Source organism: Haliovirga abyssi, assembly GCF_030295325.1.
In the GTDB taxonomy this organism is placed as follows: Bacteria; Fusobacteriota; Fusobacteriia; order Fusobacteriales; family Haliovirgaceae; genus Haliovirga; species Haliovirga abyssi.
Genome location: NZ_AP027059.1, coordinates 1,804,593 through 1,825,588, shown reverse-complemented (window position 1 = coordinate 1,825,588; position 20,996 = coordinate 1,804,593). Strand labels below are relative to the sequence as shown.

25 protein-coding genes are annotated in these 20,996 nt (G+C 26.6%); all 25 read left to right on the top strand.

Going from position 1 to position 20,996, the window contains the following annotated elements:
* Positions 1–78 precede the first annotated feature (78 nt).
* The 25 genes from RDY08_RS08120 (at position 79) to RDY08_RS08000 (ending at position 20,996) form a co-directional block, all read left to right on the top strand.
* Positions 79–1,131 (top strand): threonine aldolase family protein, encoded by a 1,053-nt coding sequence (locus RDY08_RS08120; protein ID WP_307903872.1) that lies wholly within the window; start codon positions 79–81, stop codon positions 1,129–1,131.
* A 142-nt stretch (positions 1,132–1,273) separates the two neighbouring features.
* The gene (locus RDY08_RS08115) at positions 1,274–2,986 is read left to right on the top strand and encodes an oleate hydratase (protein WP_307903871.1); all 1,713 of its coding nucleotides are present in this window, start codon (positions 1,274–1,276) and stop codon (positions 2,984–2,986) included.
* A 375-nt stretch (positions 2,987–3,361) separates the two neighbouring features.
* Positions 3,362–3,673 (top strand): 50S ribosomal protein L21, encoded by a 312-nt coding sequence (gene rplU, locus RDY08_RS08110; protein ID WP_307903870.1) that lies wholly within the window; start codon positions 3,362–3,364, stop codon positions 3,671–3,673.
* Complete coding sequence (locus tag RDY08_RS08105) at positions 3,673–4,002, top strand: ribosomal-processing cysteine protease Prp (protein WP_307903869.1); 330 nt, start codon at positions 3,673–3,675, stop codon at positions 4,000–4,002. Before rplU ends, RDY08_RS08105 begins: the two co-directional genes overlap by 1 nt.
* A gap of 2 nt (positions 4,003–4,004) precedes the next feature.
* Entirely contained in the window at positions 4,005–4,292 is a 288-nt protein-coding gene (gene rpmA / locus RDY08_RS08100; RefSeq protein ID WP_307903868.1) for a 50S ribosomal protein L27, read from the top strand.
* 332 nt (positions 4,293–4,624) lie between these two features.
* On the top strand, positions 4,625–5,908 hold the full coding sequence (obgE, locus tag RDY08_RS08095) for a GTPase ObgE (protein ID WP_307903867.1): 1,284 nt from the start codon (positions 4,625–4,627) through the stop codon (positions 5,906–5,908).
* A 12-nt stretch (positions 5,909–5,920) separates the two neighbouring features.
* Complete coding sequence (gene miaA / locus RDY08_RS08090) at positions 5,921–6,820, top strand: tRNA (adenosine(37)-N6)-dimethylallyltransferase MiaA (protein WP_307903866.1); 900 nt, start codon at positions 5,921–5,923, stop codon at positions 6,818–6,820.
* On the top strand, positions 6,820–7,665 hold the full coding sequence (lgt, locus tag RDY08_RS08085; protein WP_307903865.1) for a prolipoprotein diacylglyceryl transferase: 846 nt from the start codon (positions 6,820–6,822) through the stop codon (positions 7,663–7,665). The genes miaA and lgt overlap by 1 nt, the downstream gene beginning before the upstream one ends.
* A gap of 62 nt (positions 7,666–7,727) precedes the next feature.
* Complete coding sequence (locus RDY08_RS08080; protein WP_307903864.1) at positions 7,728–7,853, top strand: hypothetical protein; 126 nt, start codon at positions 7,728–7,730, stop codon at positions 7,851–7,853.
* 167 nt (positions 7,854–8,020) lie between these two features.
* Positions 8,021–8,542, top strand: a complete 522-nt coding sequence (locus RDY08_RS08075) for a hypothetical protein (protein WP_307903863.1) — start codon at positions 8,021–8,023, stop codon at positions 8,540–8,542.
* A 4-nt stretch (positions 8,543–8,546) separates the two neighbouring features.
* On the top strand, positions 8,547–8,960 hold the full coding sequence (locus RDY08_RS08070; RefSeq protein WP_307903862.1) for an ATP-binding protein: 414 nt from the start codon (positions 8,547–8,549) through the stop codon (positions 8,958–8,960).
* Positions 8,954–9,298: an STAS domain-containing protein gene (locus tag RDY08_RS08065; RefSeq protein ID WP_307903861.1), complete on the top strand. Its 345-nt coding sequence runs from the start codon at positions 8,954–8,956 to the stop codon at positions 9,296–9,298. The genes RDY08_RS08070 and RDY08_RS08065 overlap by 7 nt, the downstream gene beginning before the upstream one ends.
* A gap of 22 nt (positions 9,299–9,320) precedes the next feature.
* Positions 9,321–10,229, top strand: coding sequence for a tetratricopeptide repeat protein (locus RDY08_RS08060; RefSeq protein WP_307903860.1), 909 nt, complete (start codon positions 9,321–9,323; stop codon positions 10,227–10,229).
* Positions 10,219–11,421, top strand: coding sequence for a tetratricopeptide repeat protein (locus tag RDY08_RS08055; RefSeq protein ID WP_307903859.1), 1,203 nt, complete (start codon positions 10,219–10,221; stop codon positions 11,419–11,421). Before RDY08_RS08060 ends, RDY08_RS08055 begins: the two co-directional genes overlap by 11 nt.
* Positions 11,422–11,490: 69 nt before the next feature.
* Entirely contained in the window at positions 11,491–13,041 is a 1,551-nt protein-coding gene (rny, locus tag RDY08_RS08050) for a ribonuclease Y (RefSeq protein ID WP_307903858.1), read from the top strand.
* A 172-nt stretch (positions 13,042–13,213) separates the two neighbouring features.
* A complete protein-coding gene (locus RDY08_RS08045) occupies positions 13,214–13,999 on the top strand; it encodes a TIGR00282 family metallophosphoesterase (protein WP_307903857.1) in 786 nt (261 codons plus the stop codon).
* 2 nt (positions 14,000–14,001) lie between these two features.
* Positions 14,002–14,268 (top strand): acylphosphatase, encoded by a 267-nt coding sequence (locus RDY08_RS08040; protein WP_307903856.1) that lies wholly within the window; start codon positions 14,002–14,004, stop codon positions 14,266–14,268.
* 10 nt (positions 14,269–14,278) lie between these two features.
* Positions 14,279–14,689, top strand: a complete 411-nt coding sequence (locus RDY08_RS08035; protein WP_307903855.1) for a hypothetical protein — start codon at positions 14,279–14,281, stop codon at positions 14,687–14,689.
* A gap of 8 nt (positions 14,690–14,697) precedes the next feature.
* A complete protein-coding gene (surE, locus tag RDY08_RS08030) occupies positions 14,698–15,462 on the top strand; it encodes a 5'/3'-nucleotidase SurE (protein WP_307903854.1) in 765 nt (254 codons plus the stop codon).
* Entirely contained in the window at positions 15,459–17,060 is a 1,602-nt protein-coding gene (gene nadB / locus RDY08_RS08025) for an L-aspartate oxidase (RefSeq protein WP_307903853.1), read from the top strand. Before surE ends, nadB begins: the two co-directional genes overlap by 4 nt.
* Positions 17,061–17,122: 62 nt before the next feature.
* Positions 17,123–18,004 (top strand): Rpn family recombination-promoting nuclease/putative transposase, encoded by an 882-nt coding sequence (locus RDY08_RS08020; protein WP_307903852.1) that lies wholly within the window; start codon positions 17,123–17,125, stop codon positions 18,002–18,004.
* Between the two features lie 69 nt (positions 18,005–18,073).
* A complete protein-coding gene (gene prmA, locus RDY08_RS08015; protein ID WP_307903851.1) occupies positions 18,074–19,000 on the top strand; it encodes a 50S ribosomal protein L11 methyltransferase in 927 nt (308 codons plus the stop codon).
* Position 19,001: 1 nt separating this feature from the next.
* Positions 19,002–19,676, top strand: coding sequence for a (d)CMP kinase (cmk, locus tag RDY08_RS08010; protein ID WP_307903850.1), 675 nt, complete (start codon positions 19,002–19,004; stop codon positions 19,674–19,676).
* A 4-nt stretch (positions 19,677–19,680) separates the two neighbouring features.
* On the top strand, positions 19,681–20,004 hold the full coding sequence (locus RDY08_RS08005) for a hypothetical protein (protein WP_307903849.1): 324 nt from the start codon (positions 19,681–19,683) through the stop codon (positions 20,002–20,004).
* 5 nt (positions 20,005–20,009) lie between these two features.
* Positions 20,010–20,996, top strand: coding sequence for a divergent polysaccharide deacetylase family protein (locus RDY08_RS08000; protein WP_307903848.1), 987 nt, complete (start codon positions 20,010–20,012; stop codon positions 20,994–20,996).

Here is a 20,996-nt window from a genome sequence, read left to right as displayed (position 1 = left end):
GCGTTTTTATAACAAAAAATGAGAAACTTATTTTTTAAACGTTCCTAAAACATAAAATTTTACTTCGAGGAGGAACTAATGACAAATATTACAAATGAAAAAAAAGTATATAATTTTAAAGATGATTACAGTGAAGGTGCTCATGAAAGAATTTTAAAAGCTCTTATAGACACTAACTTTGAGCAACAAAATGGATATGGAAATGATGAATATTCAGAAAAAGCAAAACAACTGTTAAAAAATAAAATGAATAATAAAGAATTAGATATACATTTTCTTTCAGGGGGTACACAAACCAATTTAATTGCTATTTCGTCAATGTTAAGATCATATGAATCAGTAATAGCCTTAGAAACTGGTCATATATCAGTACATGAAACAGGAGCAATAGAAGCAACAGGCCATAAAGTAAATACAGTAAAAAGTAGTGATGGTAAAATTACAGTTGACTTAATAAAATCAGTTTTAGATTTACATATCGATGAACATATGGTAAAACCAAAAATGGTATTTATATCAAACTCTACAGAAATTGGAACTATATATAAAAAGAAAGAATTAGAAAAAATATCAAATTTTTGTAAAAATAACAATTTATACCTTTATTTAGATGGAGCTAGATTAGGAGCAGGATTATGCTCAGAAGAAAGTGATTTAACTTTAGAGGAGATATCTAATTTAGTGGATGTTTTTTATATTGGTGGAACGAAAAATGGAGCTCTTTTAGGAGAAGCTTTAGTAATTATAAATAGTGAATTAAAAAAAGATTTTAGATATTATCTAAAACAAAGAGGAGCTTTATTAGCAAAAGGCAGAATAATTGGAATACAATTTTTAGAACTGTTTAAAGATGAACTGTATTTTGAATTAGCTACTCATGCAAATTTAATGGCAAAAAAATTAAGTGTTGAAATTAAAAAATTAGGATATAAATTTTTAAGTGAGTCAACAACAAATCAAATTTTTCCGATATTTTCCAATAAAGTAATAGAAAAAATAGGGGATAAATATGGATTTCATATATGGGAAAAAATAGATAATAATAGTTCTACAATTAGACTTGTAACTTCTTGGGCAACTAAAGAAGAAATGGTGGATAAATTTATTTCTGATTTGTCAAAAATTTCATAAATAAAAAAAATAAAAAAATATATATAAGTACTCATTATATTAATTTAAAAGTATCTATTTCAAAAAAATTATTGACGATAGTGTAAACTATAGAGTATAATTTAGAGTTGGATTATGAAAAAATTAAAAAAGGGGGTACATCATGAATAATTATCAAAGAATTAATACTCGCAAGCCTAAGGGAATTGAAAAGAAAAGAGCATTTTTGATTGGAGCAGGAATAGGATCATTGGCGGCCGCAGAATATTTAATGCGTGATGGACATATGGAAGGGAATCAAATAACTATTTTTGAGCAAGATGGAATATCTGGTGGAGCAATGGATGGTGCTGGAAATCCTGAAAATGGATTTATTGCACGTGGTGGAAGAGAGATGGAAGCACATTACGAATGTTTATGGGACTTATATTCGGGGGTACCATCTATCGAAGAAGAAGGTCGTACTGTTTTAGATGAATTTAGAGAAATAAATGAGAACGATCCAAATTTTTCTAATGTTAGAGTTATTTTTAACAGAGGAGAAAAACATCGTAAAACAGATTTAGGTTTAAAGGAAAAGCACACAAAAGAGTTAACTAAATTATTGCTTACAAAAGAAGAAGATCTTGGTGCAAAAACAGTTGAAGAATATTTTGATAAATCATTTTTAGATACAGATATGTGGCTTTATTGGAGGAGTATGTTTGCTTTTGAGACGTGGCATAGTGTTGTAGAAATGAAACGGTATATGCAACGTTTTATCCATTTAATGCCTGGTATGAGTACAATGAGAGACTTATTATTTACTAAGTACAATCAATATGATTCTTTGATACTTCCATTGAAAAAATTATTAGAATCAAAAGGAGTAAATTTTGTATTTAATACTATAGTTACTGATTTAGATATTGATTTTTCTGATAATAAAAAAACTGTAACAGGAATACATATAAATAAGGAGAATAGTGAAGAAGTTATAAAGACAACATCTGATGATTTCGTATTTTTTACTAATGGGTCTATGACAGAAAATTCTACACTTGGAGATATGGAAAATGCACCAATTTTAGATAAAAGTGAAGGAGCAGTTTGGAGTTTGTGGAAAAAAATTGCAAAAAAAGACAAATCTTTTGGTAATCCAGAAGTTTTCTGTAGTGACATAGATAAAACAAAATGGGAGTCATATACTATTACTGCAAAAGGTACGAAAATGCGTAAACTTTTAGAAAGTTTTGCGGAACGAGAATTTCTTCCTAATAAAACTGCTACAGGTGGTATTATTACAGTAAAAGATTCTAACTGGTTATTAAGTGTAACTGTAAACAGGCAACCGCAGTTTAAGAATCAACCTGCTGATGCTACAGTGGCGTGGGCTTATGCACTGTTTCCTGATAACAAAGGGGATTTTATTGATAAAAAGATGAGCGAATGTTCTGGTAGGGAATTATTACAAGAATTATTATATCATTTTGGTATTGACAAAAATGATATGCAAGAATATATTGATGAATGTATTGTTATTCCTGCGATGATGCCTTATATTACAAGTCAGTTTATGCCGAGAGTTAAAGGTGACAGACCAGAAGTTATACCAGAAGGGAGCGTTAATCTAGCCTTTTTAGGTCAATATTGCGAAATAAAAAACGATTGTGTATTTACAGTAGAATATTCAGTACGTTCTGCTATTATGGCTGTATATAGTTTCTTGAATCTTGAGAAAAAAGTTCCTGAAATTTATGCAAGTCAGTATGATATTCGTGCTTTAGCTACAGCTACAAAAACAATGAAAAGTGAACATGAAGGCGTTGTAAAAAAGATTGTCGCAAATGTTATTAAGAAAAAATTAGCCAATACTACTTTTGAAGACTTAATATAATAAATTAATTGTATGATTTTAGAAAACCATTTTTGGAGGTCTAATCATTATATAAAATAGAATAAGATTGCTGCTATATGCGGCAATCTTATTTATAGTTTAATGACTATTTATATAAATGGTAGTCATTCATTTATATAATATTTAATTTTTTATATTATACGCTATAAAAAATTCTAAGCAAATTTATTTCATTTATAGAATTGAACACGTATGATTCCGTAGGGATTTGCCGATGGCAAATCCTATTTTTTTAACTAAAAAAATGAGATTGACTTTTATTAATGATTATGTTAAAATGGCAACGTTGTACCGCACACAAGAAAGGTAGGTAGCACCTTTTGTGGCGAGAAATAATTAGGAGGTGAAGTTTTAATGTATGCTATAATTAAAACTGGTGGGAAACAATATAAGGTCAAAGAAGGCCAAAAGTTAAGAGTTGAAAAGCTGCCTTACGATGTTGATGCCGAAGTGGAATTAACAGATGTGTTATTAGTTTCAAATGAAGGAGATGTAAAAGTAGGAACTCCATTTGTAGAAGGAGCAAAAGTAGTGGCTTCTGTAATAGAACACGGTAAGGGAAAAAAGGTTATTAATTTCAAATACAAACCAAAAACAGGTTTTCATAAGAAAAAAGGACATAGACAACCTTATACAGAGCTTGAAATAAAAAATATTCAAGCGTAATGATTAAGGTTACAATCTACAGAAAAAATGGAGAAATCACAGGTTTTTCTGGGAATGGACATGCTAATTTTGAAGAGTATGGAAAAGATATTGTATGTTCTGCTGTTTCCACTGCAATGCAACAAGCAGTTGTTGGTATATTAGGTTACCTAAAATTAAATCCAAAAGTTGGAAATAGAGATGGTTTTTTAAAATTAGATTTGAAAAATTGTAAAATTAGTGAAAAAAATCGGGAGTTAAATGCTATTTTAGAAAGTATGTATATTATGCTCAAAGAAATAGAAAAAATCTATCCCAAAAACTTAAAGATTATTGAAAAGGAGGGATAACAGTGCTAAATTTTAACATAAACTTACAACTATTCGCCCATAAAAAAGGGGTTGGAAGTAGTAGAAATGGAAGAGATAGTAATGCCAAATATTTAGGAATAAAAAAATATGGTGGTGAATTAGTAAAAGCTGGGAATATACTAATCAGACAAAGAGGAACTAAAATTCATCCAGGTAATAATGTAGGATTAGGAAAAGATCATACTGTTTTTGCATTGATTGATGGATATGTAAAATATGAAAGATTTGGAAAATCAAAAAAGAAAGTTAGTGTTTACTCAGAACTATAATTTTTTAGCCCAGCATTATGCTGGGCTATTTTTTAATTGGTTAGGAAAGTATAAATTTATTCAGAAAATAAGCTACGCTATTTTTTTGAAATGTGCGATTTTTCAAGGCAAAATTTTTTAGAAACCAAAAATTTAGAAAAATATTTATGTTTTACGAGATGAAGCGTAGCTTATTTTTTTATTTGATATGAAAGTATAAATTTATTCAAAAAGAAGATATGCTATTTTTTAGAAAGAGTTTAAAAAATAAATTTTTTATATTTTGTTATAAAAAGGCTTAAATTATTATGGGATGCTTGATTAATATTGCAATACAAAATGGAGGGCAAAAGATGTTTATAGATGAAGCGGTAGTAACGTTAAAAAGTGGAAAAGGTGGAGATGGTTCTGCTGCATTTAGAAGAGAAAAATATATACAATTTGGTGGACCAAGTGGTGGAGATGGTGGACGTGGTGGAGATATAATTTTTGTAGCAGATTCGAATATAAATACATTAATAGATTTTAAATATAGAAAGAAATATGTAGCTGGAAATGGTGAAAATGGTCAAAAAAAGAGAATGTATGGAAAATGGGGAGAAGATTTAATAATAAAAGTTCCTGTTGGAACAATGTTAAGAGATTATGAAACTAATGAGCTTTTAATGGATTTAAGTGAAGAAAATGTTGAGAGAGTGTTTTTAAAAGGTGGAAGAGGCGGAAGAGGAAATATTCATTTTAAAACTTCTACAAGAAGAGCTCCTAAAATAGCAGAAATAGGAAGAAAAGGTAAAGAGATAAAAATAAAACTGGAATTAAAATTATTAGCAGATGTAGCACTTGTTGGATATCCAAATGTTGGAAAATCAAGTCTTATAAATAAAGTTTCTGCATCTAAATCAAAGGTCGCAAATTATCATTTTACTACTTTAAATCCTAAATTAGGAGTTGTGAGAGTAGAAGATACTAAAAGTTTTGTAGTGGCAGATATTCCAGGTCTTGTGGAAGGAGCTCATCAAGGAGTTGGACTTGGTGATAAATTTTTAAGACATATTGAAAGATGTAAAATCATTTATCATTTAATTGATGTATCAGGAACAGAAGGAAGAGACCCAATTGACGATTATGAAAAAATAAATTTAGAATTAGAAAATTATAGTGAAAAGTTATCAAATAAAAAGCAAATTGTATTAGCTAATAAAATGGATTTGGCATATAATGATGAGAATTTTAATGCATTAAAAAAATATTTGGAAGAAAAAAATATTGAAATATATCCAGTATCTGTTTTATTAAACAAAGGGTTAAAAGAAGTTATTTATAGAACTTATGATATATTGCAAACAATTCCGAGAGAACAAATAGAAGAAGAAAAAGATGTTTCTGAACTATTAGTTGAAAGAGGAATGGAACAACCAGAATGGGATATTAATAAAATAGATGAAGGATTTTATGAAGTTAGTGGAAGAGTAGTGGATTCTTTATTAAATAGATTTGTATTAAATTCAGAAGAGGCTATTGTACAATTTTTACATATGCTAAAAGAAAAAGGGCTAGAAAATAAATTAAGAAATTTTGGAGTAAAAGATGGAGATGTAATTAAAATAGAAAATATAGAATTTGATTTTGTAGAGTAGCAGGAGCTTATTATGAAAGGGATTGTTATATGTGGGCCTACAGGAGTAGGAAAGACAGAGCTATCTATAAAGCTGGCTAAAAAACTAAATGCAGTTATAATATCAGCTGATTCTATGCAAGTGTATAAACATATGAATATTGGAACGGCAAAAATTAAAAAAGCCGAAATGCAAGGTATAACGCATTATATGTTAGATATTGTAGAGCCAGATGAAAAATATAGCGTTGGAAAATATGAAAAAGATGTAAATTTATTGCTTGAAAAATTAGAAAAAGAGGATAAAACTGTATTGTTAGTAGGGGGGACAGGGTTATATATAAGAGCTATAACAGATGGATTTTCTGATTTGCCAAAAGAAAATATAGAATTAAGAGAAGAACTTAATAAATTTTCAAATGAAGAGTTATATGAGATGCTAAAAAATTTGGATATAGCTGCAACAGAGAATATCCATTTGAATAATAGAAAAAGAGTAATTAGAGCTTTGGAAGTGTGTAAATTAACTGGTGAAAAATTTAGTGAAGTTTCCAAAAGGAATTATAAAAGAAATAACTATAATTTTTATAAATTTGGACTTGAAAGAAATAGAGAAGAGTTGTATAATAGAATAAATTTACGTGTAGACAAAATGTTTAATGACGGATTAGAAAAAGAAGCTAAATTTTTATATGATAATTATAGAAATGGAATAACAGCAATTCAGGCAATAGGATATAAAGAATTATCAGACTATTTTGATAAGAAAATAGATATAGAAACAGCAAAAGAATTAATAAAAAGAGATAGCAGAAGATATGCGAAAAGACAATTTACTTGGTTTAAACGAGATGCTGAAATAGAATGGTTTTCATTAGGAAAATATAGTGTAGATGAGATTGAAAAAAATATATTAAAGAAGGTGAAGGATTAATGCATCCAGTTTTTTTGAAGTTTGGAATTTTCGAGATAAGATATTATGGTTTGATGTATGCAATTGCATTTTTTTTAGGACTATATTTAGCAAAAAAAGAAGCTAAAAGATTAAATATAGATACAAATTTAATTGAAGATTATGTTTTTGTTGCAATGATATCAGGATTATTAGGTGGAAGATTATATTATGTATTGTTAGAGTCACATTATTATTTTGCACATCCTGCAGAAATCATAGCGGTTTGGCATGGTGGGATGGCAATTCATGGTGGAATAATAGGTGGAATAATTGGAACAATGATATTTGCTAAAGTTAAAAAAATCAATATTTGGACTTTAGGGGATATTGCAGCTGCACCAGTTATACTAGGACAATCTATAGGTAGAATTGGTAATTTGATGAATGGAGATGCACATGGAGTACCTACGTTTGCTCCTTTAAATATAATGCTAGGAAATGATTTCAATCAATGGTGGGCAGAATATTTAAAAGGAATGCATCAAGGATTAAAAAATTTAGTTCCATGGGGTATAACATTTCCAGTTGGGACACCAGCAGGAAATGAATTTCCAAATATTCCGACGCATCCAGTAATGGTATATGAAATGATATTAAATTTTTTAGCTTTTTTATCAATTTGGTTTATATTTAGAAAGAAAAAATTGGCAAAAGGAAGTTTGTTTTTTATATATTTAATAGAATATGGTGTTATTCGTTCTATTGTTACTATATTTAGAGCTGATGATTTAGAAATTTTAGGGCTTCGTGCACCTCATGTTGCGAGTTTAATAATGATTACAGTTGGAATATATTTATTAAAGAAAAAAAATTCTAAAGTTTAATATGGTTCCTTTCGATAAATATAGTATCAAGGATGATATTATATTCCAAGGAGGGGATAGAAATGCTAATGGTAAAAGAGATAGAAGAGATGATCAAGACTTATGAAAAATATTCAGATGATTATGTGATTGCAGAGTTTTTAGAGCAACTATATGATATTAGGAGCAATATATTAAAGCAAGGGTAATACTCTTGCTTTTTTAGTTTACTAGGAAAGTATAAGTTGATACAGAAAAAAGTTATGCTATTTTTTCTTGTATATTATGAAAAGTAGTAGGGGCTGACTTATGTGTTAGCCCTGATTTTGAAAATGCTAGAATATCAAGTAATATTATAAACGCAAGGAGATTATAGATGAAAAAATTAAAATTTCTAATAATTTTACTAACAATAATATTATCTGGATGCAGTTTTTTGAAAATAAAAGAAAATATTCCAGAAGAAAAAAATTTTTATAAAAATTATGAATTGTGGAAACTAGAAGAAGCAAAAGTAGATTTGAATATTATTAAAGAAAAAAACTCTGTAAATAATAAGGAAATTAGAAAATTAGAACTGAAATTGGAAGAAAGAGTTAAGAATAAAAAAGAACTTAAAGTTATAATTGAAGATATGGTTAAATTATTATCTAAAAATGAATATAAAAATATCGAAAAACATATTGACAAAAGCCTACTGAATGTATTAAAATTTAATATAGTTAAAAAGTATGATTTGAGCAGTTCAAAAATATACAAAGGGAAAATAAAATTTTATAAAAAAAATGCAAAAATACTACTACTGATAAATTTTTATGATGAAACATATTATTTTGATTTATATTTTAAATTTGAAAAAAATGGTTGGAAATTAATCAATTTTAAAGAAAGAGGGTGAAAAAATGAAGGAAGGGGAATTGGAAATAGGGGTAGGATCGCTTTATAAGAATTTAGTTATTATTAGAAGTGTTATTAGAACTTTTTTAGAAGTAGAAATGGTTTCAAAGTTAGATAAGGTACAGTTAGTGTCTGTTGCCGATGAATTATCTACAAATGCAATAGAACATGCATATGAAAATGAGAAAGAATTTGGAACTATTAATATAGTTTTGAAAATAAAAGAAAATATTTTTACTATGATAGTTGAAGATTATGGACAAGGATTTTTAGAAAATAAAATAAGTAAGGAAGAGGGAGGGTTAGGATTAAATATTGTAAAGGGGATTGTAGATGATTTTGCAATTTCAAGAAAAGAGCAAGGAACAAAAATAAAAATATTAAAAAAGGTAAATAGAGAGGAGAGAATAGTATGTTAGCAAATTTCGAATTAAAAACAGAAGAGAAAAATGGTGTTGTTATAGTAAGAGTAATAGGTGAATTAGATGCTTTAGTTGCCCCAAAGTTAAAAGATAAATTAATTGAATTCAGTAAGGCTGGAAAAAATAATTTTATAATTGATTTTGAGGGATTAGTTCATATTAATAGTCTTGCAATGGGGATTTTAAGAGGAAGAGTTAGAGAAGTTAGAGATGCAGGAGGAGATATAAAAATTATAAATCTTAATTCTCATATTGCAACAATATTTGAAATGGTTGGGTTAAATGAAATTTTTGAGATATACAAATCAGAAGATGAGGCTTTAAAAAAATTCTAATCCTAAAATAGGGGTGTTTATAATGATAATAATTAAAGAGGAATTAGATGAAAATAAAAAAGAAGGAAAAAAAGAGAGAGCTCTTAAATTAGGAGACTTTTATGAAAAAGAAGGACTATATGACGAAGCTATTAAAAATTATGAACTATATATGTTCTATGAAGACGAAAGTAAAATAGGCTCAGAATTACTAAAGAAAATAGGGATATGTTATTCTTTTCAGGGAATGACAGCAGAAGCAATTAATAATTTTAAAAAGGCAAATAAATTAGTTCCAGAAGATACTTCAATTCTATATCTTTTGGCACAGATGTATACACAAGCTAAGATTTTAGATGAAGCAGAAAAATATTATAAAAAAATTATAGAATTAGGGTGGGAAAATCCTGCAGTTTACTATAATTTAGGAGAAATTGCTTATAAACAAGGGGAAATGGATGAGTCGATAAAATGTTGGAAAAAAGTAGTAGAGATAGAACCAACAAATAATTATGCTAACTATTTATTAGGAGCTATTTATTATTATAAAAAAGAGTATAAATTAGCAAAAAAATATTTTGTTATGGCTCATGATAATGGATTTAGAACATCAGCTTTATATAATTATTTGGGGAAAGTTTATAATAAATTAGGAGAAATAGAAAAAAGTAAAACAAATTTTTTAATTGCATCTGAAAAAGAACCATATAATTCAGGATATTATAAAAACTATTTAAAAGAGTTAAGTGAAGAAGAGTTAAAAGATGAAGAAGAGAAATTATATGAAAGACTAGAAGCAGAATATACGGAAACTAAATATAAAATGGCACTTTTATATTTAGTAAAGGGAAATATTGAAAAAGGCAAAGAAATATTAAAAAAAATATTAGAGCAACCTTTACCAAATGATAAAAAAAATATAATAGAGGAAGAACTTCACGATGTTTCTTAAGTATATTAAAAAAATAAATTTGTTGAAATTGGTTAAGAAAATCTGTAGATTTGTTCATATTTTTCAAAAGAATGATTCATTAATTTTTTTAAAAAAAATCAATAAAAAAAGTTTTTTTATATTATTCTTTATATTAATTTCAGTATTTAGTAATGGAACTGAAAATAAAAATATTTATAAGAATTATAATCTTGCAAAAAATTATTATAAAAATAAAGAGTATAAAAAATCAGAATTTTTATTAAAAAAAGTATTGAAAAAATTTCCTGAATATTATAAAGCAATGGAATTACTTTATGAAATAGAGTATATAAACAGTGAGAAAAAAGATAGAACTGAAAAATTTGAAGATTTGAAAACTAACGGAGATGAGAGTATAAAATCTAAACTTTTATATTTTTTTATTTCTCAAAATGATATTAAAAAATCAATTGAAATATATGAAAAATTAGATGAAAAATCTGTATATAAAAAAGATTTTTTAGAATTTTTATTTAAAAATAAAAAGATTAATTTAATTTTAAATAAATATGGTAATAGTGAATATATAGAAAAAATTTCAATATTGAGAAAAGAAGCAGATAAACTATTTTTCAATTCAATTGAGATGTTAAAGAGTGGAAAGGTAGAAAATGCAATTTTAAATTTAAAAAAGGCAATAGAAATATTTCCAGCCAATTATCAATATTATTATAGACTTGGTCTAATATTTGCAGATAATAATAATTTTAAATTAGCAAAAATAAATTTAAAAAAAGCTTTAAATTTAAATAAATCTCAAAAGATATATTTAAGTTTATTTAGAATATATAAAGATACAAATGATATTAATGGAATATATAATATAGCAAAATATATAATAGATAATAAGGAAGTTCAAAAAGAATTGAAAAAATATTATCAAAAAGAAAAAAAATATAGAAAAGGGATAAAAATATTAAAAAAAGATGATAAATATATTTATGCAGAAAACAGATTTTCTGATTATTTAGAAATAGGAGATAGTTTTTTAATATATAATTATCAAAATATATTAAGAGATAATATTACTGGAGAAATTTTATATAAGAAGAAAAATATAGTATCAAAAATTAGAGTATATAATATAACAAAAAAAATGTTAATATTTAAAATAATCTATTTAAATAGTGAAATAAATCTAAAAAATAATTATTATATTGACAAATTCTAATAAAAGTTATACAATTGTACTTAATATAAAATATAGGAGGTGATTTAAATTATTTATGTAGCTATAGTTGTGGCATCTGTTTTAGCAGCAGGTTTAGGAGGAGTAATTGGCTATCTTCTAAGAAAAAAAGTAGTAGATGCAAAATTAGGAGAGCTTGAAGAGATAGAAAAAGAGATAAACTCTGCAAAAGATAAAGCAAAAATAATAATTGAAGATTCAAAAAAAGAGGCAGGTACGATAAAAAAAGAAGCAATAATTAAAGCAAAAGATGAGTCTTATAAAATAAAAGAAGAAGCTGAAAAAGAAATAAAATTGGCAAATGGAGAACTTCAAATAAAAGAAAGAAGACTTATAAAAAAAGAGGAACAATTAGATAATAAAATCGCAAAAATTGAGGAAAAAGAAGAAAATATTGAAAAGAAGAAATTAACTCTTATAAAAAAAGAGGAAGAAATTGAATCATTAAAGGTAAAAGAAGAGGAAGAATTAGAAAGAATATCTGGATTAACTAAAGATGAAGCTAAAGATATTTTATTAAGTGAGTTACAAAATGAATTAGATCATGAATCGGCATTAGCCATAAAAGAATATGAGAAAAAAATTGAATTTGAAAAAGAAAAATTATCTAAAAAAATATTATCTACTGCAATAGGGAAAGCAGCTTCTGATTATGTTGTAGAAACAACAGTGTCAGTAGTTCAATTACCAAATGATGAAATGAAAGGTAGAATAATAGGAAGAGAAGGAAGAAATATAAGAACTATAGAGGCTTTGACAGGTGTAGATGTAATAATTGATGATACACCAGAAGCAGTTGTATTATCTAGTTTTGATTCTGTAAGAAGAGAAATAGCTAAGATTGCTATGGAAAAACTTGTAGCAGATGGCAGAATTCATCCTGCAAAAATAGAAGAATCTATAGAAAAAGCTAAAGAAGAAGTAGGATTAGCTATTATAGAAGCTGGAGAACAAGCAGTATTGGAATTAGGAATACATTCAGTACATCCAGAAGTGATAAAAGTATTAGGTAGATTAAGATATAGAACAAGTTATGGTCAAAATGTACTTGTTCATTCAATAGAGGTAGGACATTTAGCAGGTACATTAGCTTCTGAAATAGGAGCAGATGTAGAATTAGCTAAAAGAGCTGGGCTGTTACATGATATAGGTAAAGCTTTAGATCACGATATAGAAGGTTCTCATGCATTAATAGGAAAAGATTTCTTAAGAAAATTCAAAGAGAAACCACAAATATTAAATGCAGTAGCAGCACATCATGGTGAAGAAGAATTTGAAAGTGTAGAAGCTGTATTAGTACAAGCGGCAGATGCAGTATCAGCTTCTAGACCAGGAGCAAGAAGAGAAACTTTAGAAACATATTTAAAAAGACTTGAAGGACTTGAAAAAATTGCAAATAGTTTTGAAGGAGTTGAGACTACATTTGCAATACAAGCTGGTAGAGAAATAAGAATAATAGTTAAACCTGATGAAATTAATGATGATAGAGCTATAAAATTGTCAAGAGATGTTGCTAAAAAAATAGAAGAAAATATGCAATATCCAGGACAAATAAAAGTTATGATAGTTAGAGAAACTAGATCAATAGAATACGCTAAATAGAGGGACGGCTTTTTAGCCGTCTTTTTTTAAATCTTTTAGAAAAATATTTATGTTTTACGAGATGAAGCGTAGCTTATTTTTTTATTTATTTAAACATCTTAAGGACGATTAAAAAACAAAATATGGAAAATTTATTTTTGAAATATTCTTTAAAATATAGGAAGGAGAACAAATGAGAATTTTAGTTGTAGGAGATATTATAGGTAAACCAGGGAGATTAGCTTTAAAAAAGTATATGGAAAAACATGAGGAAGAATATGATTTTGTAATTGTAAACGGAGAAAATTCAGCAGGTGGATTTGGAATTACAAAAAAAATAACAGATGAATTATATGATATGGGAGTAGATTTAATAACTGGAGGAAATCATACTTGGGATAAAAAAGAGATATACCCTGTATTAGATAAAGAAATTAGAATAATAAGACCTTTAAATTATGGTATTGATAATGTACCAGGAAGAGGATATATAATATTAAATACAAAAAATGGTAAAAAAATTGGTGTCATAAATTTACAAGGAAGAGTATTTATGCCAGAACTTGATTCTCCTTTTAAAATAGTTGAACAAGTGATAGAAGAAGTAATGTCGAAATCAGATGTAGTTGTAGTAGATTTTCATGCAGAGGCAACGTCTGAAAAAATGGCATTAGGATGGTTTTTAGATGGGAGGGCTTCACTTGTATTTGGGACGCATACACATGTAATGACAGCAGATAATAGGATTTTGCATAAAGGAACTGGATATATAAGTGATATAGGTATGACTGGTGGATTTGATGGAGTGATTGGAAGTAAAAAAGAAAAGATAATAGGTAAATTTATGAATTATCTTCCAACAAGATTTGAAGTTTGTAATGATAATATTAGATTTAATGGAATAGATGTTACATTTAATAGTAAAACAGGAAAATGTTTGTCAATTGACAGAATTGATATTGGATTAGAGGAAATATAATTATGAAAAGATTAATTGTGAAAGGCAGAGTTCAAGGAGTAGGTTTTAGATACTTTACAGAAATATTAGCAAGTGAATATGGAGCAAAAGGGTATGTAAAAAATTTATTTAATGGCGATGTTGAAATAATTATTTCTAATGAAAATGAAATTGAATATAAACAATTTAAAAATAAAATAATAGCTGGAAATTCAATGTCGGAAGTTGACAAATTAGTTGAAGAAGAGTATTATGGAGAAAAATATAATAAATTTACTATAAAATATTAGGGTGATGAAATTGGCAAAATGTGTAAGATGCGGAAAAGAATTAGATATAATAACTAGAGATCCAAATAAGGCTTTTTATTGCAAAAAATGTTCAGAAGAGTTACTAGGTAAATTTTCATATGAATATAGTGATAAAAGAGCTACAAAGAAAAATAAAATTATAGAGTATTTAATTCCTGGATTGTTTCAATTCCAAAGCGGTTATTATTTGAGAGGAATATTAATATTTTTAAACTCTATTTTTATTCCAATTGTTTGGTTAATTTTGTTTTGGAGTGAAGTTAAGTATAAAATTATAAATAAAAAAATTTTTGGAATTAATATAATTTTTTCTTTTTTTATTATAATTAATTTTTTAATAGCTTTTACATTAAATATAAGAGAGATATTAAATAATAAAAAATCAAAAACTAATTACTAGGAGGAAATATGAATATTCTAATATCAAATGATGATGGAATTCATGCAAAAGGGATAGAGGTATTACACGATTGTTTAAAAGAAGCAGGACATAATGTATATGTTATTGCACCAGCAAAAGAGGAAAGTGGAACAGGGCATGGAGTAACACTTCATAGGCCATTAAGATTACAGAAAATAAATAAAAACAATATTCATTTTGGATATGCTGTAGATGGGAAACCTTCTGATTGTATAAAGTTAGGATATTGGGGAGTTTTTAAAGATAAAAAAATAGATATGATAATTTCAGGAATAAATAGAGGCGAAAATTTAGGAACTGATGTACTTTATTCAGGAACTGTGTCAGCAGCAGCAGAGGGAGCTTTAAGTGGGGTTAGATCAATTGCAGTATCATTATATAAACCAAGTGAAAATCCAAATTATGAAACTGCTGGGAAATTTTTAGTTAAATTTTTAGAGGAAATAGATGAATTAGAATTTCCAAAAGAATCATTACTTAATATTAATGTTCCTGATCTAAAATTTGAAGATATATTAGGGTATAAATATACAAAACAAGGAGATAGAAAATATATAGATAATTTTATAGAAAGAGATGATCCAAGAGGAGATAAGTATTATTGGTTAGGTGGAGAAGTATGCGAAACAGGAGATGATCCAAATTATGATTTTAATGTTGTGAAATCAAATTATATATCAGTTACTCCAATAAATTTAGATTTAACTGATTATAAATTTTTGTCTAATTTAAAAGGAGAATATAATAAATGAGAATAATAGATGAGCTAAATCCAATAAATTTCGTAGATATAGAAAAGATAGAAGTAGAAAAAAAGGAGTTTATTGTTATAGGAACTGGAATATCAGGCCTTAGAGCTGCATTAGAAATATCTAAAAAATCAAAAGTAACATTAATAACAAAAAGTGAAATGATAGAAACAAATACTAATTATGCACAAGGTGGAGTTGCTGTTGTTTTTTCTGAAGATGATACTTTTGAACTACATAAGCAAGATACGCTATATGCAGGAGCAGGACTGTGTATAGAAAAGGCTGTAGATGTATTGGTAGAAGAGGGGCCTTTAAGAGTAAAAGAGTTAATAAATATCAATACGAATTTTGATAAGAATGATAAAGGGGAAATTAATCTAACAAGAGAAGCTGCACATTCTAAATTTAGAATTTTACATGCTGGAGATACAACTGGTGCTGAAATAGAAAGAGCGTTAACAGAAGAGGTAAAAAAACAAAAAAATATAGAAATATTGGAATATAATTTTTTATTAGATATTATAGATAAAAATAGTTGCCTAGTTCATGATATAAAAAAAGATGAAATGAAACTTTTTTCTTTTAAAGGTATTATATTTGCAACTGGAAGTATTGGAAAAGTATATAAAAATACAAGCAATCCAGATGTAGCAACTGGAGATGGATTAGCAATTGCATATAGAAATAAAGTTGAATTATCGGATATAGAGTTTGTACAATTTCATCCAACAACATTTTATAAAAAAGGTGCACCTAGATTTCTTATATCTGAATCATTAAGAGGTGAAGGAGGAATTTTAAGAAATATAAATGGAGAAAGATTTATGGCAAAATATGATTCAAAAAAAGAACTTGCTCCAAGAGATGTAGTTAGCAGATCTATTTTAACAGAAATGGAAAAAACAAATAGCGAATGTGTATATTTGGATATGACAAATTTAGATAAAGATTATTTATATAAAAGATTTCCGAGAATTACAGAATTTTGTATGGAATATAATATTGATATAGCAAAAGATTATATTCCAGTAAGCCCAGCAGCACATTATATAATGGGTGGAATATCAACAGATATAAACGGTAAAACAAATAAAAAAGAAATTTATGCTGTAGGAGAAGCTGCAAGAACAGGAGTACATGGAGCAAATAGGCTTGCAAGTAATTCTTTATTAGAAGGGTTAGTATTTGGAAAAAGAGCAGGAGAAATTGCTTTAAAAGAAAGAGAAAAAATTAAAATAGAAATGAAAGGGATAAAATTTAATATAAATTCTAAAAAAGAGATTTCTAGTGAAGAGATAGAAAAAATAAAAGAAAATATAGAAGAATTAATGTGGGAAAAAGTAGGGATTAGAAGAGAAGAAAAAAGTCTAAAAGATAGTTTAAATGAAATTGGGAATATAGTTGAATATATAAAACAGTATAAATTTAAAAGAGAAGATGTAGTAAAAGGGATAGAATTATTAAATATATTGACAGTTGCCTATCTTATAACAGAAGCCGCTTTAAATAGGAAAGAAAGTAGAGGAGGACATTATAGAATAGATTATCCTGAAACTTTAGAAAGTGAAAGAAAACATTCTGTAATAATAAAAGATTAAGATAAATTTTTTAAAATATGTTATAATTGCCTTGTAATGTAGAAGAGAGGGAGGTAAAATATATGTGTAGGATAAATCCAAGAGTAGATTTTGCATTTAAGAAACTATTTGGGACAGAGTCAAATAAAAAATTATTAATAGATTTGATAAATTCAATTGTATCAGAAGAAGATCAAGTGAAAGAATTAGAATTAAAAAATCCTTATAATGATAAAAACTTTAGAAATGATAAGTTATCTATTTTAGATATAAAGGCAATTGATCAAAGAGGGCAATGGTATAATATAGAGATGCAGGTTATCGATCAAGAATATTTTGATAAGAGAGCGTTATATTATTGGGCAAGACTATATTCCGGGCAACTATCAGCTGGAGTAAATTATGATAATTTAAAGAAAACCATAAGTATAAATATATTAAATTTTAGATGTTTAGATGAAGAAGAATATCATAATATATATAAGATAATAAATAGTGAAAGTGGAAAAGAATTTATAGATCATTTAGAGATACATTTTATAGAATTAGAAAAGTATGATGAGAAAATGAGTACAATGTTAGATAGATGGGTAAATTTTTTAAAAAAAGCAGAAGGATATGATAAAAACAGATTACCAAAAGAGTTAGCAGAAGTAGAAAGTATAAAAAAAGCAGTAGAACTGTTAGAAGATATGTCATTAAATTATGAAGAGCGAGAAAGCTATGAAGCAAGATTAAAATGGTTAAGAGATGAAGAAGCTGCAATAAAAACAGCTGAGAAAAAAGGATTTAAAAAAGGGATTGAAGCAGGAAGAGCAGAGGGGAAAAAAGAGGGAAGAGAAGAAGGAAAAAAAGAAGGAATTGAAAAAATAGCTAAAGAAGCATTAAAAAATGGATTGGATTTAGAAACAATAGTAAAGATAACAGGATTAAGTGAAAAAGAAATTTCAGATTTAAAAAAATAATCTTGAACTTTTTATTGTTAAATTGGGTGATTTGCTTTTAAGATATTATTAAAATAAGGAGTAAAATATATGAAATGGGAACAAGTAGAGGTAATGTTTGATTCAGATAATATTGAAGCTACAAAAGATAAAATTATGAATATATTTTATGATTTTGGAGTTAGGGATTTGCAAATAGATGAACCAATGGAAAAAAATCCTCTTGATTATTATTCAAATGAACATAATTTTTTTAGAAATAATTATTCTATTATTGGATATTTTCCTATGAATATATATTTGGAAGATAAAAAGATAGTTTTTGAAGAAAAATTAACAGAAATTTCAGAAAAAGAGAATTTTATTTTTCAAATTTTCTATGGAGAAGTGGATGAAAAAGATTGGCAAAATGTTTGGAAAAAATATTTTTTTCCAGAAAAAATAGGAGAAAGAATAGTTGTAAAACCAACTTGGAAAGATTACGAAAAAAAAGATGAAGATGAAATTATAATTGAAATAGATCCAGGGCTTGCTTTTGGGACAGGAACTCATCCAACAACTTTTCTATGTGTGAAAATGTTGGAGAAGTATATAAAATCAGGGGATAGTTTATTAGATATAGGGACAGGTTCTGGAATACTTATGATTGCCGGAGATAAGCTTGGTGCTGGTTCTTTATATGGTACAGATATTGATGAAGAAGCTATAAAAGCAGCAGAAGAGAATTTGTTATTAAATGGTGTTTTAAAAGATAAATTTACAATAAAAAAAGGCGATTTATTAGAAGCAGTATGTGAAAATAAATTTGATATAGTTGTTTCTAATATATTGGCAAAAGTGATTATGGATTTGCTCGATGATATAACAAAAGTTATAAAAAGTGGCGGTCTATTTATTACTTCTGGGATAATATTAGAACAAAAAGAATTAGTAATTTCAAAAATGAAAAGAGTAGGATTTGAGATAATAGATATAATGGAAGAAGATGGATGGATATCAGTTGTTGGGAGGATATAAAATGGAATTTATTGTGGCGATAGATGGACCGGCTGGAAGTGGAAAAAGTACAATAGCAAAATTATTATCAGATGAATTAGGATTTGTGTATTTGGATACAGGAGCTATGTATAGAGCTATTTCTTTAAAAGTAATACAAAATAAAATAGATTTATCTAATTTAGATGAAATTGAAAATATGTTAAAAAATACAATCTTGGATATAAAAGATAAAAATATTATTTTGGATAAAAAAGATGTAAGTGATGAAATAAGAGGAAGAGAAGTATCAAATTTTGTATCAAAAGTAGCAACTGTAAAATTAATAAGAGAAGAAATGGTAAGAATGCAAAGAGAAATATCAAAAGGTAAAAGAGTTATATTAGATGGAAGAGATATAGGAACAGTTGTATTCCCTAATGCAAATTTAAAAATATTTTTAAATGCAACAGCATTAGAAAGAGCCAAAAGGAGATTGTTGGATTACAAAAAACAAGGAATAGGAATAGAAATAGAAACAGTATTAGAAGAGATAAAAAAGAGGGATAAAATGGATACAGAAAGAGAAAATAGTCCACTTGTAAAAGCTTTGGACGCCATTGAAATAGATACAACTGATAGAAAAATAGAACATATAAAAAATGAGATTTTAGGGTTGATAAATAAAATGATAATAGACAAGATTGTCGTAGGATAGAGTTATGTGGATAATAATAATTTTTATTTTAGATTTACTATTTTTATTTATGGATATTAAGTTTTTAAACGGTTTCTATATTTCTATTTATCATATAATCTTATTTTTGGAAATTTATTTATATATTGGAATTAAATATTTTTATTTAAAGGGAAGGCGTTATTTTTTAATAATTTCAGGCTTAATTGGAATTTTTTGTGGAGAATTGATTGCAAGAGGAAATTTTACAGTAGGAAAAGGTACAATTTCTGGAATGGTTTGGATACTTGGAATTAATTTAATGATAATAATGTTGTTAGAATATATTGATTATCGTAAGGAGAAATGAAGAATATGAAAAAATTTATTATAGTTTTAGCGATTATTATTTTAGGAATATTTGTTTATTATGAATATAATAATTATATTTCAAATGAAAAGTCTAATGAAATAGTAAGCGATATAAAAAATATAAAAAATGAAATTATAAATTCAAATTATAAATTTGAATTAAAAGATAAAAGTGTAACTGTTTTTATAGAAGAGGATGAAATTCCAGAATTCAGGTTTGATTTAAAAGTTTTAAAAGAAAAAAGAGATGCAAAAAATAAAAATATAATTAATTTTTTTAATGGGGATATTATAGCTTTTAAGATAAAAATAAATTGGATAAAAGTAAATAAATTAGCGATATTAATAGATGATGTAGGAGAAAATTTATCTACTGCTTATAAATTTTCAAATATAAAGGAAAAATTAAATTTTGCAACGATTCCATTTTTAAGAGATTCTAAAAAAGCAACTTCTTATTTGAGAAAAAATGGATATAATGTTATTTTGCATATGCCAATGGAAAGCTTAGGAAGTGAATATTTGAACAAAAGGACAAAAGATTTAATTAGAACAACTATGACAAAAAAAGAGATAATAAATAGATTTGAAAAGGGATTAGAAAATATTGGTGGTGCAAAAGGTTTTAATAACCATATGGGGTCTAAATTTACATCAAATAAAGAAAAAATGGAAGAATTATTAGAATATGTAAAAGAAAAAAATATGTATTATATTGATAGTAGGACTACTTCTAAAAGTGTAGGATACAAAACTGCAAAAGAGTTAAATATAAAAACATATTATTGTTCTATATTTTTAGATAATGAAAAAAATGTAGAATATATAGAAAAAAGAATAAAATTAGCAGTTGAAAAAACTAAAAAATATGGGAAATTAGTGGCTATAGGACATTATAATAAAATTACAGAGGAAGCATTGGAGAATATGATTCCATATATAAAAGAAAATGGGATAAAATTAGTATTTTTAAATGAGGTAATAGAATAA

What these genes read in the sequence shown, in the direction of transcription:
- RDY08_RS08120 (WP_307903872.1), top strand. Translation starts at nt 79, where the DNA reads ATGACAAATATTACAAATGAAAAAAAAGTATATAATTTTAAAGATGAT.
- RDY08_RS08115 (WP_307903871.1), top strand. Translation starts at nt 1,274, where the DNA reads ATGAATAATTATCAAAGAATTAATACTCGCAAGCCTAAGGGAATTGAA.
- rplU (WP_307903870.1), top strand. Translation starts at nt 3,362, where the DNA reads ATGTATGCTATAATTAAAACTGGTGGGAAACAATATAAGGTCAAAGAA.
- RDY08_RS08105 (WP_307903869.1), top strand. Translation starts at nt 3,673, where the DNA reads ATGATTAAGGTTACAATCTACAGAAAAAATGGAGAAATCACAGGTTTT.
- obgE (WP_307903867.1), top strand. Translation starts at nt 4,625, where the DNA reads ATGTTTATAGATGAAGCGGTAGTAACGTTAAAAAGTGGAAAAGGTGGA.
- miaA (WP_307903866.1), top strand. Translation starts at nt 5,921, where the DNA reads ATGAAAGGGATTGTTATATGTGGGCCTACAGGAGTAGGAAAGACAGAG.
- lgt (WP_307903865.1), top strand. Translation starts at nt 6,820, where the DNA reads ATGCATCCAGTTTTTTTGAAGTTTGGAATTTTCGAGATAAGATATTAT.
- RDY08_RS08080 (WP_307903864.1), top strand. Translation starts at nt 7,728, where the DNA reads ATGCTAATGGTAAAAGAGATAGAAGAGATGATCAAGACTTATGAAAAA.
- RDY08_RS08075 (WP_307903863.1), top strand. Translation starts at nt 8,021, where the DNA reads ATGAAAAAATTAAAATTTCTAATAATTTTACTAACAATAATATTATCT.
- RDY08_RS08070 (WP_307903862.1), top strand. Translation starts at nt 8,547, where the DNA reads ATGAAGGAAGGGGAATTGGAAATAGGGGTAGGATCGCTTTATAAGAAT.
- RDY08_RS08065 (WP_307903861.1), top strand. Translation starts at nt 8,954, where the DNA reads ATGTTAGCAAATTTCGAATTAAAAACAGAAGAGAAAAATGGTGTTGTT.
- RDY08_RS08060 (WP_307903860.1), top strand. Translation starts at nt 9,321, where the DNA reads ATGATAATAATTAAAGAGGAATTAGATGAAAATAAAAAAGAAGGAAAA.
- RDY08_RS08055 (WP_307903859.1), top strand. Translation starts at nt 10,219, where the DNA reads ATGTTTCTTAAGTATATTAAAAAAATAAATTTGTTGAAATTGGTTAAG.
- RDY08_RS08045 (WP_307903857.1), top strand. Translation starts at nt 13,214, where the DNA reads ATGAGAATTTTAGTTGTAGGAGATATTATAGGTAAACCAGGGAGATTA.
- RDY08_RS08040 (WP_307903856.1), top strand. Translation starts at nt 14,002, where the DNA reads ATGAAAAGATTAATTGTGAAAGGCAGAGTTCAAGGAGTAGGTTTTAGA.
- surE (WP_307903854.1), top strand. Translation starts at nt 14,698, where the DNA reads ATGAATATTCTAATATCAAATGATGATGGAATTCATGCAAAAGGGATA.
- nadB (WP_307903853.1), top strand. Translation starts at nt 15,459, where the DNA reads ATGAGAATAATAGATGAGCTAAATCCAATAAATTTCGTAGATATAGAA.
- RDY08_RS08020 (WP_307903852.1), top strand. Translation starts at nt 17,123, where the DNA reads ATGTGTAGGATAAATCCAAGAGTAGATTTTGCATTTAAGAAACTATTT.
- prmA (WP_307903851.1), top strand. Translation starts at nt 18,074, where the DNA reads ATGAAATGGGAACAAGTAGAGGTAATGTTTGATTCAGATAATATTGAA.
- cmk (WP_307903850.1), top strand. Translation starts at nt 19,002, where the DNA reads ATGGAATTTATTGTGGCGATAGATGGACCGGCTGGAAGTGGAAAAAGT.
- RDY08_RS08005 (WP_307903849.1), top strand. Translation starts at nt 19,681, where the DNA reads ATGTGGATAATAATAATTTTTATTTTAGATTTACTATTTTTATTTATG.
- RDY08_RS08000 (WP_307903848.1), top strand. Translation starts at nt 20,010, where the DNA reads ATGAAAAAATTTATTATAGTTTTAGCGATTATTATTTTAGGAATATTT.